Raw genomic sequence first — 15,505 nt, 5'->3', positions numbered from 1 at the left:
TTCTTATTGAATAAAATACACTTTTTTGATTTTACCGTTTTCAACGTGGTACATGGCGACCGCCTCTACGGTTTCCGGGCCAAATTGAACCCGCTCTTTATCGATCACCACATTGCCCTGAACAATTCGCTCCCTGAGTTCACAATGCAGGTCTGGCGTGTTTTCAAACATTTGGGCATACTGTCCTCTCATCGTTTCTTTTCCTTTATAGAGCAGTTGGTTTGGAAAGGCATATACTTCCACATCCTCGGCATAGGGTTCCAAAAAGGCTTCAATGTTTCTTAGGTTATAGGCGTTCAGTTGTCGTTGCGCCAGATCGGTCGGGGAATCTTGCAAAACTTCGTTGGGATTGAAAGCCTCTCCTTGGTTGAAGACCGTATGTATTTGGGTGATATTTTCGAGGTCTTCAATGGGGTTCGCATCCAAGAGCAAAAGATTTGCCTTTTTTCCCGTAGTCACTGTTCCAAACTCATTTTCCTTGCCGAAGAGCTTTGCTCCGTTTACAGTGGAGGCCTGAATGATGTCCCAGTTGCTCATACCGCTCTGCTGCATGGCCTTCAATTCGGGAAGGTAGGACGAAGTATGCAGGGTGCCAATATTTCCGGCATCCGTTCCGGTTACGATCAAAACGCCCGCATCACACAATTTTTTCAGATTGACCCTGGAAATGGAATCGCTCTTTTTGAGTTTGGCAACGTTCTTCGGGTCGTTTGCATACTTTTTATAATTCTCGATAAGCGAGGGCTCGGGCAAGTGTTTCAGGTCCAGCAGCGTTCCCAATTGGTAGGGGTCGGCTTTTTGGAGGTCGTGGGTGCCAAGCTCCAGTTTTTGGCTAAAGGTGTCCATGTACCCACTTGGCACGACCAGTGTAGGGCAGAGGGCCACATTGTTTTTCTTCAACAAAGCCACAAAATTGTCCGTTATCACCTCGTCATCCACACTATGGACCAAGAAATCGGCGCCATTTTCCACGGCCAATTGTGCAGTGATCCGTTCCGTGGCATGGACTGCCACCTTCAAACGGTGCTTGTGGGCTTCCTCAATGATTGCTTTCACAATGGGCAGGTTTTTGCGTGCACTTTCCTCCACGCCCAATCCGTCCGCCCCGGCGATGTACCATATTTTGATAAAGTCCGGTTGGTGGGGCAATTGTTGTTGGACGCCCTTGACGCCCTCTTCAATGGTCTTTGTCAAGGTAAAAACCCCATCGTTTCCAAGGTTAGCCAAAGCTGCCGGCTCATAGGTGGTCAATAGGGGCCCCGTCATGAAAATTTGGGCCGTAGTGGGATTATCCTTGAAATCATTTCTTGCGTCGAGCAGGTTGAACGTAGAGCCCACATCCACCACCGTGGTGATCCCGTTTTGGAGGTATCGCTTCAATTTGGTTTCCATGTCGGATTTTGCAAGCGCAATTTCGTCGTTGTAGTCCATATATTTTCTCAGGTCGATGGCATCCGGGCGGGTGTACAGTCCCCCATTTTGGGAGAAATGGATATGGGCGTCCACAAGGCCGGGAAAAAGGAACTTGCCCCGTCCGTCGATTACGGTCGCATTTTGTGGGATTTTGATGCTGCTACTTTTTTTGATGTTGGAGATGAGGCCATCGGTGATCACCACGGTCTGATCGGGCAGCAATCGTTGTTTTTCCACATCGGCCACGGTCACATGGGTGATGTAGGTTTGTGCGAACAGGGAAAACGAGCTGATCAGAAAGGCGCAGGCCAAAAGATGTTTTCGTGTCATAAAATGGAGGTTGGTGTTTTTTGAATACAATCACAGCTAACCGTCTCGTAGCGATGGGATTGTAAAAGGGAAGGTACTGATTTTTTGAGTAGGGTGGTGTCTTGGGGTAGAGATTCTGGAGTCTTGGGATTTGCAGGAGGTAAAAGGCTTGTGCTAGCGGGGGAAATTATTTTCCAATACAATTCAATTGATTTTAAGGTCATGATCTGTTATGACGCTTAACCCCAATCAGTTGATTACATTTGAACCATGATCAAAAGCGAGAGAATATTTTTGGACTTGTTTGAAGATGCCTACGCTTCTCCTGCGGAACTGGCCGATGTGTTGGATTTGGGCTTGGAAATGCTCTTTTATGTGGAAGAAGGTGCCTTTTCCCAAAGGGAAATCCAAAATGTGGCAGTGGCCTTGCGGGGAATCAATAAGGTTTTGAAGGGGTGTATTAGGGACGGGCCATGAGGCTTGTGGTAGCAAGGATAGTTTTTATAATAGTCTTTTATTCACACAATGCATTTAGATAGAAACTTAAACTTTGCCCTCCTTTGGTCCAACTGTCCATGGCTTTTTCCCTAAAATAAGCCGTATGGGTCGGCGAACTGGCAGTTGAAATGGCAAAGTACTTACTTTTTGTATCTGCTTTTTCACTTTCGACCCATTGTATGGTTACAGCAATTTCTCCAACTTCTTCTTTGAGATAGATACTGTAAGGTTCCAAATCTACTTTGAACCATCCTAAGAAATTGTCCTTGATTTCAAAAACAATATTTTTTTCCACTACCAATTCTGTTGGAAACCCATTTTCAATCTTGTAGAAATTTACCCTGAATTTCAGGGATTTGAAGTCATTCGAGGTAATGTTGAAATTCAAATCCTGGATGTGGCAGTTTTTTCTGATCTTAAACTTCATTCCTCTTTCTTTGCTCAAACGATCATCGATATCTTTTTCGTGGTAAGAGTAGAAATTTGAATGCATCAATCCAAGGCCTTTGGATGTTCTTCCTATCTTTCTGTGTTTCAGTTCTATTTTTTTTGAAGTCACTATTACTTCGTCCAATGCTGTATTCTGTGGGTGCAATAAAATTGCCCTCTTTTGATTGCTCAAATCCGAGACCAAGTATTTTTCAGTTTTAAAACCTATGTATGAGAAAATGACAGTGTCTCTTGGAGAGGTCCTTTCATTTAAGTCAAGTTTGAAAAATCCATTTTCATTGGAAACTGTTCCGACCGTTTTATTGGCAATCCCGACATTGACATAGGGCAAAGGTTCATTGCTTTCAAAGTTCCTTACTTCGCCTACAACCTGTTTGCTTTGGCAATATCCGATTTTGCAAAAGGCTAAAATCAATATGATTGTGGGAAATCTTTTCATATTAGAGCTTATTTCAAATGGCATGTGTATGTGTCCTGTAAAATAGACACATCTATAGCTCCTAAAATAGCAGAAAAACGAATCACACCGCCACAACCCCCTTAATATGCGGGTGTGGGTCGTAGTTCAAGAGCTCAAAATCATCAAAGGTAAAGGCAAAGATGTCCTTTACTTCGGGGTTCAGTTTTATGGTGGGCAAGGGGCGGGGGTCACGGCTCAATTGCAGCTCCACCTGCTCCATGTGGTTGTTGTAGATGTGCGCATCACCAAAGGTGTGGATGAACTCCCCGGGCTGGTAACCGCATACTTGGGCCATCATCAAGGTGAACAAGGCGTAGGAGGCAATGTTGAAGGGAACGCCCAAAAAGATGTCCGCACTGCGCTGGTACAATTGGCAGGAGAGTCTGCCATCGGCCACATAAAACTGGAAAAAGGCATGGCAGGGAGGAAGGGCGGCCTTTCCGTTGGCCACATTTTCCGCAAACGACACCGAAGTGTCCGGCAATACGCTGGGGTTCCAAGCGGAGACCAGCATACGGCGGCTGTTCGGGTTGTGCTTCAAGGTCTCGATGACTTCCTTGATCTGGTCGATCTCCTCACTGTTCCAGTTGCGCCATTGGTGGCCATAGACCGGTCCAAGATCGCCGTTGTCATCGGCCCATTCGTTCCAGATGCGCACCCCGTTCTCCTGAAGGTACTGGATGTTCGTATCGCCCTTCAAAAACCACAACAGTTCGTGGACAATGGATTTTAGGTGCAGTTTCTTCGTGGTCACCATGGGAAACCCTTCGGAAAGGTCAAATCGCATCTGATAGCCAAAAACGCTCAAGGTTCCTGTGCCTGTGCGGTCCCCTTTCTGGTTGCCGTGTTCCAATACGTGTTTGAGGAGGTCGTGGTACTGTTTCATAGTGGGTTAAAGGTAAATGGTTATGGGTAACAGGACAATAGACAATGGGTAGACTTATGAAAATTTTATCAACGAAGAAGGAGGAGGGTGAAGGGCAAAAGGGTAAATGGTGAAAGGGTAAAGGGTCATTGGTTTGATTCAATGTGTTTGATGAACGATACGATTTTCTGTTGCAGTCTTTGAATCTTTTCTATAACGCAGTCTGCTGCATCAGGGGAAAGAAAGCCCAGATCTTGACAAAGAATCAAGTGGGTTTCCAATTCGTAGGCTGATCCAAGACTGATTTGAAGAAATCGAACAAAATCCTTCTCAGAGTATTTGCCGCAACCTTCCGCAATATTGGCAGGAATGGAAATGGAACTTCTATTTGCCTGGGATATCAATCCAAATCGTTCGGAATCTGGTAAGAGCTTAGTGAGTGTGTAAATTTCTTTCACTAAAATTCGACCATCTTTCCAGACGTTTAACTCTCGAAAATTTCTCATAATTAGATATGTTTAAAAATTCCGAGGTTGAATACTAAACTTTTATGATTGGTGAAAAGCCCTTTTACCCTTTACCCAATCACCATTTACCTTTCACTCCATCACCCCAAAATCATACCCGCAATGGTGGCGGAAAGTAAAGAGGCCAAGGAACCGCCCAGAACGGCCTTCATCCCAAATTCGGAAAGGGTCTTGCGCTGGCCCGGGGCCAAGGAGCCTATCCCGCCGATCTGGATGCCGATGGAAGCGAAGTTGGCAAAGCCGCAGAGCATATAGGTGGCCATGATGACCGATTTGTTGTAGGTAAAGTGCATGCCACTGGCCATATTCTTGAGTTCCGCCAGTTGGATATATCCCACAAATTCACTGGCCGCCAGTTTGATGCCCAACAGTTGCCCCATGAGCATGACATCTTCGTTCGCCACGCCGATGAGCCACATGAGCGGAGCGAACACCGTACCGAGTATGGCCTCGAGCGAAAAACTCTCGTAGGGGGAATTGGCCGCGATCCAATTGTTGAATGTGGTGAGGTCGCCGACCCAGCCCAGAATACCATTGATCATGGCGATAAAGGCCACAAAGACCAAGAGCATGGCACCCACATTCAGGGCCAGTTTCAATCCTTCGGTTGTTCCGTTGGCAATGGCGTCCAAGATGTTGGCGCCGATTTTTTCCGAAGAGACCTTCACATCGGTGTTGACAGTTTCGGTCTGCGGATACAATATTTTTGAGATCACAATGGCACCTGGTGCGGCCATTACGGATGCGGCCAAAAGGTGCTTGGCAAAGACCAATCGCAGTTCGGGATCGTCCCCACCCAAAAAACCGATGTAGGCGGCCAATACGGCACCGGCCACAGTGGCCATTCCCCCGACCATGACCAGGAGGATCTCGGACTTGTTCATTTTTTCCAGATAGGCCTTGATCAGCAATGGGGCCTCGGTCTGTCCCAAGAAAATATTCCCGGCCACGGAAAGGCTTTCCGCTCCTGAAATACCAAGGGATTTGGAAAGCAACCAGGCCATCCCCTTTACCACTTTTTGGATGACACCCAAATAAAAGAGTACGGAGGTGAGGGCGGAGAAGAACACAATGGTAGGGAGCACCTGAAAGGCAAAAATGTAGCCAAAGGTGTCCATGTCCACTACGAGACCTTCAAAAAGGAACCGACTTCCGGCCCTGGTAAATTCAAGGATGCTGACGAAGACTTCACCTATTTTTTCAAAAATATATTGTACAAAAGGCACCTTCAAGACCCCGATGGCAATCAAAAGTTGGAGTGCCAAACCAATGCCCACCGTTTTCCAGTTGATGGCTTTTCTATTGGAACTGAACAGAAATGAGATCAATATCAACACGGCCATGCCCAGTGCACCACGCCAAAGGCTGTTGAGGGAAAATCCCTGGTTGGGGACCATGTCCAAAGTGTTTTGGGCCGAAATGTCGTCAACGATGGTGGTGCCTATGGCGACATTGAGGGAATCTGTGGGGAGGGAATTTTGGCCGAAAGTGACCGAGCAGAGGAGCAGGAGTATCAGAAAACAGTTGGTCTTTTTCGCCATGTACGTTTATTTGCGCTTGGAAATTTCGTCCCTTAATTTGGCGGCCTTTTCGTAGTCCTCATTGGCCACGGCCTGGTCCAGTTCTTTGTGGAGTTCTTCGAGGGACATTTCGCGGTACCCGTGCGAGGCGGCCCCGGATTCAATCTCCACGGCTTCCCCTTCTTGAAGGATCTCGTCCACCACGATGCTGTCGTCCTCATCCTTTTCCTCATCTTCCTTCGATGAGAACTTTAGGAAGATGCCGGCCTTGTCCAAGATGGTCTTGTAGGTGAAGATAGGTGCATCAAAACGAAGGGCAAGGGCAATGGCGTCACTGGTCCTTGCATCGATGATCTCTTCCACATTATCGCGCTCACATATGATGCTGGAGTAGAAGACACCGTCCACCAATTTATGGATGATGACCTGCTTGATCACGATCTGGAACCTATCCGCAAAATTTTTGAACAGGTCATGGGTGAGTGGTCTGGGCGGTTTGATTTCCTTTTCCAGGGCAATGGCGATGGATTGTGCCTCGAATGCCCCTATCACAATGGGAAGTTTTCGATCTCCATCAACCTCATTTAAAATAAGGGCATAAGCGCCATTTTGTGTTTGACTGTATGATATTCCCTTTATTTTTAATCGAACTAAGCTCATAATCTCCTCCTAAAAACCCCAAAGGGCCGTTCAAATAAGCGGCAATGCCAGTTATCTGAACAGCCCCTTGCAATGGGCAAATTAACAAAATTTAAGCGTTTTGGGCTTTAAATTCCTTTAATTTTTCGATGAGCTTGGGCACTACCTCGAAGGCGTCCCCGACAATGCCGTAATCGGCCGCCTTGAAGAAGGGGGCCTCAGGGTCGTTGTTGATCACCACTTTGGTCTTGGAGGCACTTACCCCGGCCAAGTGCTGGATGGCCCCGGAGATGCCGATGGCGATGTAAAGATTGCTGGCCACGGGTTTTCCGGTCTGGCCCACGTGTTCACCATGTGGCCGCCAACCGAGATCGGAGACGGGCTTGGAGCAGGCCGTTGCGGCACCCAAAACTTCTGCGAGTTCTTCGATCATTCCCCAATTTTCAGGGCCTTTGAGGCCTCGTCCACCCGATACCACGATGTCGGCATCCGCAATGGTGGCTTTTCCAACCACTCTGTCCACTTCCACGGATTTCACCGCAAAATCGCCTTCGCTCAAGGAAGGACTGAAGTTGTCCACAGTGGCAGAACCACCATTTTCCACAACGCCAAAGGCATTGCTGGACAGCCCGATGACCTTGATATCCGCACTGATTTCCGTGTGGGCAAACCCCTTGTTACTGAAAGCGGTCCTTTTGACCACGAAAGGGGAAGTGCTGTCCGGTGCGGCGACTACGTTGGGCACATAGCCTGCATTCAATTTGGTGGTGAGTATGGGGGCCAAGAACTTACTGTCGGCACTGGAACTCAATATGATGACCTTGGCACCTTCGGCCTGGGCAGCTTGTGCCAGTGCATCGGCATAGGCCTTTGCATTGAAGGTCTCCAATTTGTCGTTTGCTATTTTTAGGACCTTGGATACGCCATAATTGCCCAAGGAGGCATCGTCATTGGCGTTGAAGGTGACCGCTGTGACACTTGTGCCCAGATCTTGTGCCACTTTGTGGGCATAGGAAGCCACTTCAAAGGCGTTTTTCTTGAATTTTCCCTTAAGGGATTCGGTATATACTAAAACTGACATATTTTCTAAAATTTCAATGTTCAAATCCCAAATTCCAAATGTTTGGTATTTGGTGCTTTACGTTTTTGGTTTAGATGACTTTCGCTTCGTTGTGCAAAAGGTTGACCAATTCGCCCACATTGTCCGCATCGACCAACTTGACCGCACCTTTTGGTGCCGGTTTTTCAAATTTTTGGTCTTGGGTAGGTTGTGGCGCGTCCACGGGTTCCACTACATTCAATGCTTTTTGACGGGCCATCATGATGCCACGCATGTTTGGGATGCGGAGGTCACTTTCTTGGACAAGTCCTTTCTGTCCACCGATGACCAAGGGCAATGTGGTGCTTATTTTTTCCTTTCCCCCATCGATTTCGCGCATGGCGGTGGCATTGTTGCCATCAATTTCCAGCCCGATACAGGTGTTCACGAAGTTCATGTCCAACAAGGTGGCCAACATTCCGGGCACCATGCCCCCGTTATAGTCAATGGATTCCCTTCCTGCAATGACCAGGTCGTAACCGCCATTTTTGACCACTTCGGCCAACTGTTTGGCCACAAAAAAACCATCGGTGGGTTCGGCGTTCACACGGATGGCCTCATCGGCACCAATGGCCAACGCTTTTCGTATGGTCGGCTCTGTTTGTGCGCCTCCCACGGTGACCACATGGACAGCGGCACCCTGCTTCTCCTTGAACCACATGGCCCGTGTCAAACCAAACTCATCATTCGGATTGATAACAAATTGGACCCCGTTTGTGTCAAACTTGGTATCACCTTCCGTGAAGTTTATCTTGGACGTGGTATCCGGTACATTACTGATGCAAACTAGAATCTTCATATATGCTTAAGGTTTATGGTTTCAAATATAGTCATATAAATCTAAAATTTATTATGCATGCATAATAAATTTTGTTCTTTTTTTGGTTTCATGCAAAGCTTTGTTCTTTTAGTTTTTCCTATTTTTGCTTGCATTTTTAAGCATACCAACGAATCATATTAGTACGATATAATGAAGACAATTCAATTCAGGGAAGCCATAGCCGAGGCCATGAGCGAGGAAATGAGAAGGGACGACACCATTTATTTGATGGGCGAGGAAGTTGCCGAATATAACGGTGCATACAAGGCTTCCAAAGGAATGTTGGACGAGTTTGGCCCCGAGCGCGTGCTGGATACCCCCATTTCGGAGCTTGGTTTTGCCGGTATCGGTGTTGGTTCTGCCATGAACGGGAACAGACCCATCATAGAATTCATGACCTTCAACTTCTCCTTGGTGGGGATTGACCAGATCATCAACAACGCTGCCAAGATCCGCCAAATGTCGGCTGGTCAGTTCAACTGTCCCATTGTGTTCAGGGGGCCAACGGCTTCTGCGGGACAATTGGCCGCTACGCACTCCCAGGCTTTTGAAAGTTGGTTTGCCAACTGCCCCGGACTTAAGGTAGTGGTGCCATCCAACCCAGCCGATGCCAAAGGTTTGTTGAAATCCGCCATTCGTGATGACGACCCCGTGATCTTTATGGAATCCGAGCAGATGTACGGAGACAAAGGTGAGGTTCCAGAGGGAGAGTACACCATTCCCTTGGGTGTGGCCGATATCAAAAGGGAAGGAACGGATGTGACCATTGTTTCCTTTGGAAAGATCATCAAGGAGGCCTACAAGGCCGCCGAAGAATTGGAAAAGGAAGGCATCAGCTGCGAGATCATCGATTTGCGTACCGTTCGTCCAATGGATATCAATACCATCATCACTTCCGTGAAGAAAACCAACAGGATGGTGATCTTGGAAGAAGCCTGGCCATTTGGTAACGTGGCCACTGAAATCATCTACCATGTTCAGGACAAGGCATTCGATTATATGGATGCACCTATCGTAAAAATAAACACTGCAGACACGCCAGCACCTTATTCGCCCGTACTTTTGGCCGAATGGTTGCCCAATCACGAGGATGTGATCAAGGCTGTTAAGAAAGTGTTATATAAGCTATAGTATCCTATTTGTAAGGTATATTAGCCCCGTCAACAGAGTTGGCGGGGCTTTTTTAGGGAACAATTTTTGATAGGAAACTACTTTTGAACCAAATTTGACCGAAATTAAAAACGGGAAACCTTTGGTGGTTCTCCCTAATTGTCCCATATATCTGAACATGAAAAGATATCTCCTTGTTTTTTTCTGCCTTAGTTTTTTAACCGCCTTTTCCCAGACCAAGATCGAGGGAATCGTGAAGGATGAATCGGGAATGCCCATTGCCTTTGCCAATATCATCTTCACGGGCTCATCCGAAGGCACCATCACGAACGACAATGGCCGTTTTTATTTTGAATCGGACAATACCTATAAGACCATCAAGGTGTCCTTTATAGGGTATGAATCCAAGGAAATCCCACTCACACAAAAAGTGAACTATGGGATGGAAATTGTGCTGACGGAATCCGCCGAACAGTTGAAGGAAGTGGTGGTCTATACCGGAAAACAATCCAAAAAGAACAATCCGGCCATAGATATCCTTAGAAAAATATGGGAGAAAAAGCGAGTGAACGGGGTTCGGAAGTTCAAGCAATACCAGTATGACAAATACGAAAAGGTGGAGTTTGACCTCAATACGATCGACAGTGCCCTGATAAAAAGTAAACTCTTCAAGGGATTGGAGTTCATGTTCGAGGACTTGGACACGTCCCGGATCACGGGGAAAACCTACCTCCCCATCTTTTTGAACGAAACCTTCTCAAAAGTGTATGGCGACAACACCCTCGAAAAGGAAAAAGAAGACGTTCTGGGCAACAAGAGTTCCGGGTTCAGTGGCAACCAGGCCATCACCGCTTTTGTGGAGGACCTGTATTCGGACTATGACATTTATGACAACTACCTGAAATTTTTCGATAAGAGTTTCACCAGTCCCCTCTCCAAAACAGGGATTGACACTTATAATTATGTGCTTTCGGACAGTACTTTTATCGACAATAAGTGGTGCTACAACATCATCTATTACCCCAGACGGAAGAACGAACTTACCTTCAAAGGGGATTTTTGGGTGAACGACACCACCTTCGCCATCAAGAAGATCAACATGCAGGTCACGAAAAGTGCCAACATCAATTGGGTGAAGGAAATCTATATTGAACAGGAATTCAATGTGGTGAGCGATTCGGTCTTTTTGCTCAAGCGGGACTATATGCTGAGCGATTTCAGTTTTTCCAAAAAGGAAACATCAAAAGGAGTGTATGGCAAACGGACCACGGTCTATGACAATTATAATTTCAACACCAACCGCCCAGAGGAATTTTACAAGGCGGTCTCCGACCCCTATGACCCAAGGGTGTTCTCGCAGGACAGTGTGTTCTGGAAAAATGCCCGCTTGGAAAACCTGAACGATGACGAGTCCGGGATTTTCAAGTTGCTGGACACCCTGAAGACCGTGCCCAAGTTCAGGACCTATTACGATATTGTCAGCATCTTGGGTTCGGGCTATGTCGAAATCGATAAATGGAACATCGACATAGGGGACATCTACAGCACTTTTGGCTATAACGATGCCGAAGGAATCCGTTTGCGGGGCGGTGCACGGACCTATTTTGGCCAAAATGACACTTGGCGTCTGGAAGGCTACATGGCCTACGGTTTTGACGATAAGAAGTTCAAACACGGCTTTTCGGGCAAGTTTCTGCTGGACCGAAAGAGCAGGCTCATGATTTCCGGCGGAAACCGAAGGGACATAGAGCAGTTGGGCCTCAGTCTCACCAGTACCAATGACGTCCTGGGGAGGAGCATTGCCTCGTCTTCCTTGGTCACGGTCGGTTCCAACAATAGGCTCACCAACATCAACCTGTCCACCTTCAATGTGGAGATGGAGCCTGTGAAAAATTTTCGGATCAGTGTGGGCAGCTCGTTCCGTACACTGAGTTCCGCATTGCCCGAAGCCTTCAATCTGGATTATGTGGATCCCAGTTCCCCCACGGGCGTATCTTCCGAAGTGAAACAGATGGACCTGACCACCACGCTGATCTATACGCCGGGCAAACGGACCATTGGCTATGGGGTGGAGAGGGCCAATATCAACGATAATTACAGCACCCTGGTACTCAACTATACCAAAGGTATAAGCGGTTTTCTGGAAAGTGATTTCGATTACGAACGATTGCAGTTTTCGTACAGACAGCCCTGGCAGATAGGGGGATTGGGCCGATTGACGAGCAGTGTGGAACTGGGCAAGACCTTTGGTGAGGTGCCTTTGAGTCTATTGAGCGTCATTCCCGGTAACCAGACCCTTTTCTCGCTGTACAACGTGTTTCCCAACCTCGATTTTTATGAGTTTGTGACCGATACCTATGCGACCGTGCACTTGGAACACAACTTCAATGGACGCCTATTTTCTCGGATTCCCATGTTGCGCAAACTCAACCTACGTGAAATAGTAGGGCTGAGGGGAGCTTGGGGGCAATTGTCCGATGAGAACATTGCGCTGAGCGCACCCGCCAACATCCCCTTGATGGCCCCGGAAGACCAGATCTATTGGGAATACTCCGTCGGGGTGGGGAACATTTTCAAGATATTGCGGATCGACTTTAATTTCAGGGGCAATTATTTGGACAATCCCGATGCCCGCCGCTTCGGAATCACGGGAACTTTCGGATTTAACTTTTAATTGATGTGAATACAGCAATTTATTTGCCCTATTCCAGCCATACTGGTTATTTTTGCATCAAATTAAAACTTCAAGAATGTCCAAAAAGCAAACAGTCACCTTTGATGTACTCATCGAAATTCCAAAGGGTAGCCGAAACAAATACGAATACGACTTTACGTTACATAAAATACGGTTCGACCGTACCCTCTTTTCTTCTATGATGTATCCTGGCGATTATGGTTTTGTGCCGGAGACCTTGGCCTTGGACCAAGATCCATTGGACGTACTCGTATTGGGAACGGAGCCTACCTATCCGATGGTAGTGATGGAGGTGAAGCCTGTTGGAGTCTTTCACATGACCGATGAAAAAGGACCCGATGAAAAATTGATATGTGTACCCGTGTCCGATCCCATCTGGAGCAAGAGGGACGACATCAGTGAACTGAACCCGCACAGGTTGAAGGAAATAGAGCACTTTTTCCAAGTGTACAAGGACCTTGAAAAAAAGAAAGTGGACACCGGAGGTTGGGGTGGTGTGGAAGAGGCCATCCAGATTTACCACGAATGTGTGAAACGCTATGATGACAGTGAGCACAAAAAGAAACGCACCTATACCATATAGGTAATAATAGCTATAAAAAAATACGCCATTTATAAACAATGGCGTATTTTTTTTATTACTTCGTATTTTACTACTTTAGCAGCCGTTAAAAATTTCTTAAACAACTCAAATTATGGATTTGATCGTAAAATTTCTGCCCGTTTTTGGTATCCTGGGCCTGTTGTACGTTTTCATTAAGAACGTATGGATTTCCAAACAAGAGGTCGGTAACGAAAAAATGGCACGGATTGCCAAGAACATTGCGGATGGGGCAATGTCGTTCTTAAAGGCAGAATATAAAATACTCAGCATTTTCGTTTTGGCCGTTGCTGTCCTGTTGTTCTTCAAAGGGAGCAATGAGGTCGGCTCCAATGGTATGGTGGCTGTTTCCTTTATTGCAGGAGCCATCTGTTCCGCCTTGGCAGGGTTCATTGGGATGAGAGTGGCCACAAAGGCCAATGTCAGGACCACAAATGCAGCAAGGACATCTTTGGGCAAGGCCTTGGAAGTCGCCTTTGCCGGAGGGGCCGTTATGGGCCTTGGAGTTGTAGGTCTTGGTGTTCTGGGATTGAGTACCTTATTCTGGATGTATCAGGAAATATGGCCAGGCGCAGATAACTTGTCGATGGTCTTGAACGTACTTACAGGATTTTCCATGGGAGCATCCTCGATAGCCTTGTTTGCCCGTGTTGGAGGCGGTATTTATACCAAAGCTGCCGATGTAGGGGCGGATCTCGTCGGAAAAGTGGAAGCAGGAATACCCGAAGACCATCCTTTGAACCCTGCTACCATTGCGGATAATGTGGGTGATAACGTAGGTGATGTTGCCGGGATGGGAGCGGATCTGTTCGAATCGTATGTAGGGTCTATCATTGGTACCATGGTGTTGGGAGCGTTTATCATTACTCCAGATTTTGAAGGATTGGGTGCGGTTTACCTTCCATTGGTATTGGCTGCCGTGGGTATAGTGATGTCGATCATTGGAACCTTCTTTGTGAAAGTAAAAGATGGGGGAAATCCTCAGACAGCGTTGAACATTGGTGAGTTTGGTTCGGCCATTTTGATGGTGATAGCCTCCTATTTTATAATAAATGCCATGATCCCGGAATCTGTTGAAGGTTTACCATATGGGGCCATGGGAATTTTTTGGGCCACCATAGCAGGACTTATTGCCGGTTTGGGTGTTGGCAAGATAACAGAATATTATACAGGTACTGGAACCAAGCCAGTGAGCTCGATCGTGCGCCAATCTGAAACGGGTGCCGCAACAAATATCATTGCAGGCCTTGGAGTAGGTATGATGTCGACGATGATACCAATTGTATTGATAGCGATCGCCATTTTGGTTTCGCACCATTTTGCGGGCCTTTATGGAATTGCAATCGCTGCCGTGGGTATGTTGGCGAACACTGGTATCCAATTGGCCGTTGATGCATACGGACCGATATCCGATAATGCCGGGGGAATCGCTGAAATGGCAGAACTGCCACATGAAGTCCGTGAACGGACCGATAAATTGGACGCTGTTGGGAACACTACGGCTGCTATTGGTAAAGGTTTCGCCATTGCATCGGCCGCTTTGACCGCTTTGGCACTGTTTGCCGCATTTATGCAGGTTGCGAATGTTACATCCATTGATGTTTCAAAACCGAAGGTGATGGCCGGGCTTTTGATTGGGGGAATGCTACCCTTCGTATTTTCTGCCCTTTCCATGAAGGCAGTAGGGCGGGCTGCGATGGCCATGATCGAAGAAGTCCGTCGCCAGTTTAAGGATATCCCACAGCTCAACGCTGCTTTGGCCGTAATGCGGAAGTATGATTCTGATATGTCCAAAGCGACTACCGAGGACAGAGCTATTTTTGATGCGGCGGATGGACATGCCGATTATCAGAAATGTGTGGCCATTTCCACAAAAGCCTCTATCAAAGAGATGGTGTTGCCCGGATTATTGGCGATTGCCGTACCCGTGGCCGTTGGTTTTATAGGACGGGCCGAAATGCTTGGGGGCCTCTTGGCCGGTGTGACCACTTGCGGGGTATTGATGGCGATATTCCAATCCAATGCAGGGGGAGCCTGGGACAACGCAAAGAAAATGATTGAAGCAGATGGACGAAAAGGAACTGATGCCCACAAGGCAGCAGTGGTCGGCGATACTGTTGGAGATCCGTTCAAGGACACCTCAGGACCATCATTGAACATCTTGTTGAAATTGATGTCCGTTGTGGCACTGGTAATCGCCCCAAGTTTGGTGAGCCTATCCCCTGCAGATGGTGTCAGCATGACCAAGGAAGATGGAACTACCATTACGATTACTGAGGATGGTATGAAAGAATCCAGAACCATTGAAAAGCAGATTCGTATCGAAATGAGCAATACCGCCGAAGGAGCCTACAAAGCTGTTGTTACCTCAAGCACTGAGGTCGATGGTGAGTTGGTGGAAGAGACCAAAGAATTTGTCGCCGACACCAAGGAAGAAGTAGAAAAATTGGTGGAAGCCTATAAAAACAGTGCTAAGGCAAAGAATTAGCGCTTGCTTTA

13 protein-coding genes are annotated in these 15,505 nt (G+C 47.1%); 5 read left to right on the top strand and 8 right to left on the bottom strand.

The window, feature by feature from the left end:
* Positions 1-3: 3 nt before the first annotated feature.
* Complete coding sequence (locus FOT42_RS06685; protein ID WP_151889804.1) at positions 4-1,743, bottom strand: amidohydrolase family protein; 1,740 nt, start codon at positions 1,741-1,743, stop codon at positions 4-6.
* Between the two features lie 249 nt (positions 1,744-1,992).
* Between FOT42_RS06685 and FOT42_RS06680 the strand changes: the two genes are divergently transcribed.
* The gene (locus FOT42_RS06680; RefSeq protein ID WP_151889803.1) at positions 1,993-2,199 is read left to right on the top strand and encodes a hypothetical protein; all 207 of its coding nucleotides are present in this window, start codon (positions 1,993-1,995) and stop codon (positions 2,197-2,199) included.
* 37 nt (positions 2,200-2,236) lie between these two features.
* Here FOT42_RS06680 and FOT42_RS06675 read toward each other — a convergent pair whose 3' ends face one another.
* The 7 genes from FOT42_RS06675 to FOT42_RS06645 all read right to left on the bottom strand — a co-directional run bounded on the left by FOT42_RS06675 (position 2,237) and on the right by FOT42_RS06645 (position 8,579).
* On the bottom strand, positions 2,237-3,109 hold the full coding sequence (locus tag FOT42_RS06675; RefSeq protein WP_192938340.1) for a carboxypeptidase-like regulatory domain-containing protein: 873 nt from the start codon (positions 3,107-3,109) through the stop codon (positions 2,237-2,239).
* 82 nt (positions 3,110-3,191) lie between these two features.
* Entirely contained in the window at positions 3,192-4,016 is an 825-nt protein-coding gene (locus FOT42_RS06670; protein ID WP_151889801.1) for a thymidylate synthase, read from the bottom strand.
* A 125-nt stretch (positions 4,017-4,141) separates the two neighbouring features.
* Positions 4,142-4,501, bottom strand: a complete 360-nt coding sequence (locus tag FOT42_RS06665; RefSeq protein WP_151889800.1) for a four helix bundle protein — start codon at positions 4,499-4,501, stop codon at positions 4,142-4,144.
* 101 nt (positions 4,502-4,602) lie between these two features.
* The gene (locus tag FOT42_RS06660; RefSeq protein ID WP_151889799.1) at positions 4,603-6,063 is read right to left on the bottom strand and encodes a NupC/NupG family nucleoside CNT transporter; all 1,461 of its coding nucleotides are present in this window, start codon (positions 6,061-6,063) and stop codon (positions 4,603-4,605) included.
* Between the two features lie 6 nt (positions 6,064-6,069).
* Complete coding sequence (locus FOT42_RS06655; protein ID WP_151889798.1) at positions 6,070-6,702, bottom strand: bifunctional nuclease family protein; 633 nt, start codon at positions 6,700-6,702, stop codon at positions 6,070-6,072.
* Positions 6,703-6,793: 91 nt separating this feature from the next.
* Entirely contained in the window at positions 6,794-7,762 is a 969-nt protein-coding gene (locus FOT42_RS06650) for an electron transfer flavoprotein subunit alpha/FixB family protein (protein WP_151889797.1), read from the bottom strand.
* Between the two features lie 70 nt (positions 7,763-7,832).
* Positions 7,833-8,579 carry an electron transfer flavoprotein subunit beta/FixA family protein gene (locus tag FOT42_RS06645; RefSeq protein WP_151889796.1) on the bottom strand — a complete coding sequence of 249 codons (747 nt, stop codon included), beginning with the start codon at positions 8,577-8,579 and terminating at the stop codon, positions 7,833-7,835.
* Positions 8,580-8,750: 171 nt separating this feature from the next.
* Between FOT42_RS06645 and FOT42_RS06640 the strand changes: the two genes are divergently transcribed.
* From FOT42_RS06640 to FOT42_RS06625, 4 genes are all read left to right on the top strand, one after another.
* On the top strand, positions 8,751-9,731 hold the full coding sequence (locus tag FOT42_RS06640) for a pyruvate dehydrogenase complex E1 component subunit beta (protein WP_151889795.1): 981 nt from the start codon (positions 8,751-8,753) through the stop codon (positions 9,729-9,731).
* Positions 9,732-9,888: 157 nt separating this feature from the next.
* The gene (locus FOT42_RS06635; RefSeq protein WP_151889794.1) at positions 9,889-12,384 is read left to right on the top strand and encodes a DUF5686 and carboxypeptidase-like regulatory domain-containing protein; all 2,496 of its coding nucleotides are present in this window, start codon (positions 9,889-9,891) and stop codon (positions 12,382-12,384) included.
* A 76-nt stretch (positions 12,385-12,460) separates the two neighbouring features.
* A complete protein-coding gene (locus FOT42_RS06630; RefSeq protein ID WP_151889793.1) occupies positions 12,461-12,988 on the top strand; it encodes an inorganic diphosphatase in 528 nt (175 codons plus the stop codon).
* 112 nt (positions 12,989-13,100) lie between these two features.
* On the top strand, positions 13,101-15,494 hold the full coding sequence (locus FOT42_RS06625) for a sodium-translocating pyrophosphatase (RefSeq protein WP_151889792.1): 2,394 nt from the start codon (positions 13,101-13,103) through the stop codon (positions 15,492-15,494).
* Positions 15,495-15,505 lie beyond the last annotated feature (11 nt).

Source organism: Flagellimonas hadalis (genome assembly GCF_007785775.2).
GTDB lineage: Bacteria > Bacteroidota > Bacteroidia > Flavobacteriales > Flavobacteriaceae > Flagellimonas > Flagellimonas hadalis.
Note: the sequence above shows the minus strand (reverse complement) of the source record. Positions and strands in the feature narration are given on the sequence as shown.

Coding starts and splice junctions, on each gene's coding strand:
- FOT42_RS06655 (WP_151889798.1), bottom strand. CDS start 6,702: ATGAGCTTAGTTCGATTAAAAATAAAGGGAATATCATACAGTCAAACA.
- FOT42_RS06635 (WP_151889794.1), top strand. CDS start 9,889: ATGAAAAGATATCTCCTTGTTTTTTTCTGCCTTAGTTTTTTAACCGCC.
- FOT42_RS06670 (WP_151889801.1), bottom strand. CDS start 4,016: ATGAAACAGTACCACGACCTCCTCAAACACGTATTGGAACACGGCAAC.
- FOT42_RS06680 (WP_151889803.1), top strand. CDS start 1,993: ATGATCAAAAGCGAGAGAATATTTTTGGACTTGTTTGAAGATGCCTAC.
- FOT42_RS06645 (WP_151889796.1), bottom strand. CDS start 8,579: ATGAAGATTCTAGTTTGCATCAGTAATGTACCGGATACCACGTCCAAG.
- FOT42_RS06630 (WP_151889793.1), top strand. CDS start 12,461: ATGTCCAAAAAGCAAACAGTCACCTTTGATGTACTCATCGAAATTCCA.
- FOT42_RS06665 (WP_151889800.1), bottom strand. CDS start 4,501: ATGAGAAATTTTCGAGAGTTAAACGTCTGGAAAGATGGTCGAATTTTA.
- FOT42_RS06625 (WP_151889792.1), top strand. CDS start 13,101: ATGGATTTGATCGTAAAATTTCTGCCCGTTTTTGGTATCCTGGGCCTG.
- FOT42_RS06675 (WP_192938340.1), bottom strand. CDS start 3,109: ATGAAAAGATTTCCCACAATCATATTGATTTTAGCCTTTTGCAAAATC.
- FOT42_RS06640 (WP_151889795.1), top strand. CDS start 8,751: ATGAAGACAATTCAATTCAGGGAAGCCATAGCCGAGGCCATGAGCGAG.
- FOT42_RS06685 (WP_151889804.1), bottom strand. CDS start 1,743: ATGACACGAAAACATCTTTTGGCCTGCGCCTTTCTGATCAGCTCGTTT.
- FOT42_RS06660 (WP_151889799.1), bottom strand. CDS start 6,063: ATGGCGAAAAAGACCAACTGTTTTCTGATACTCCTGCTCCTCTGCTCG.
- FOT42_RS06650 (WP_151889797.1), bottom strand. CDS start 7,762: ATGTCAGTTTTAGTATATACCGAATCCCTTAAGGGAAAATTCAAGAAA.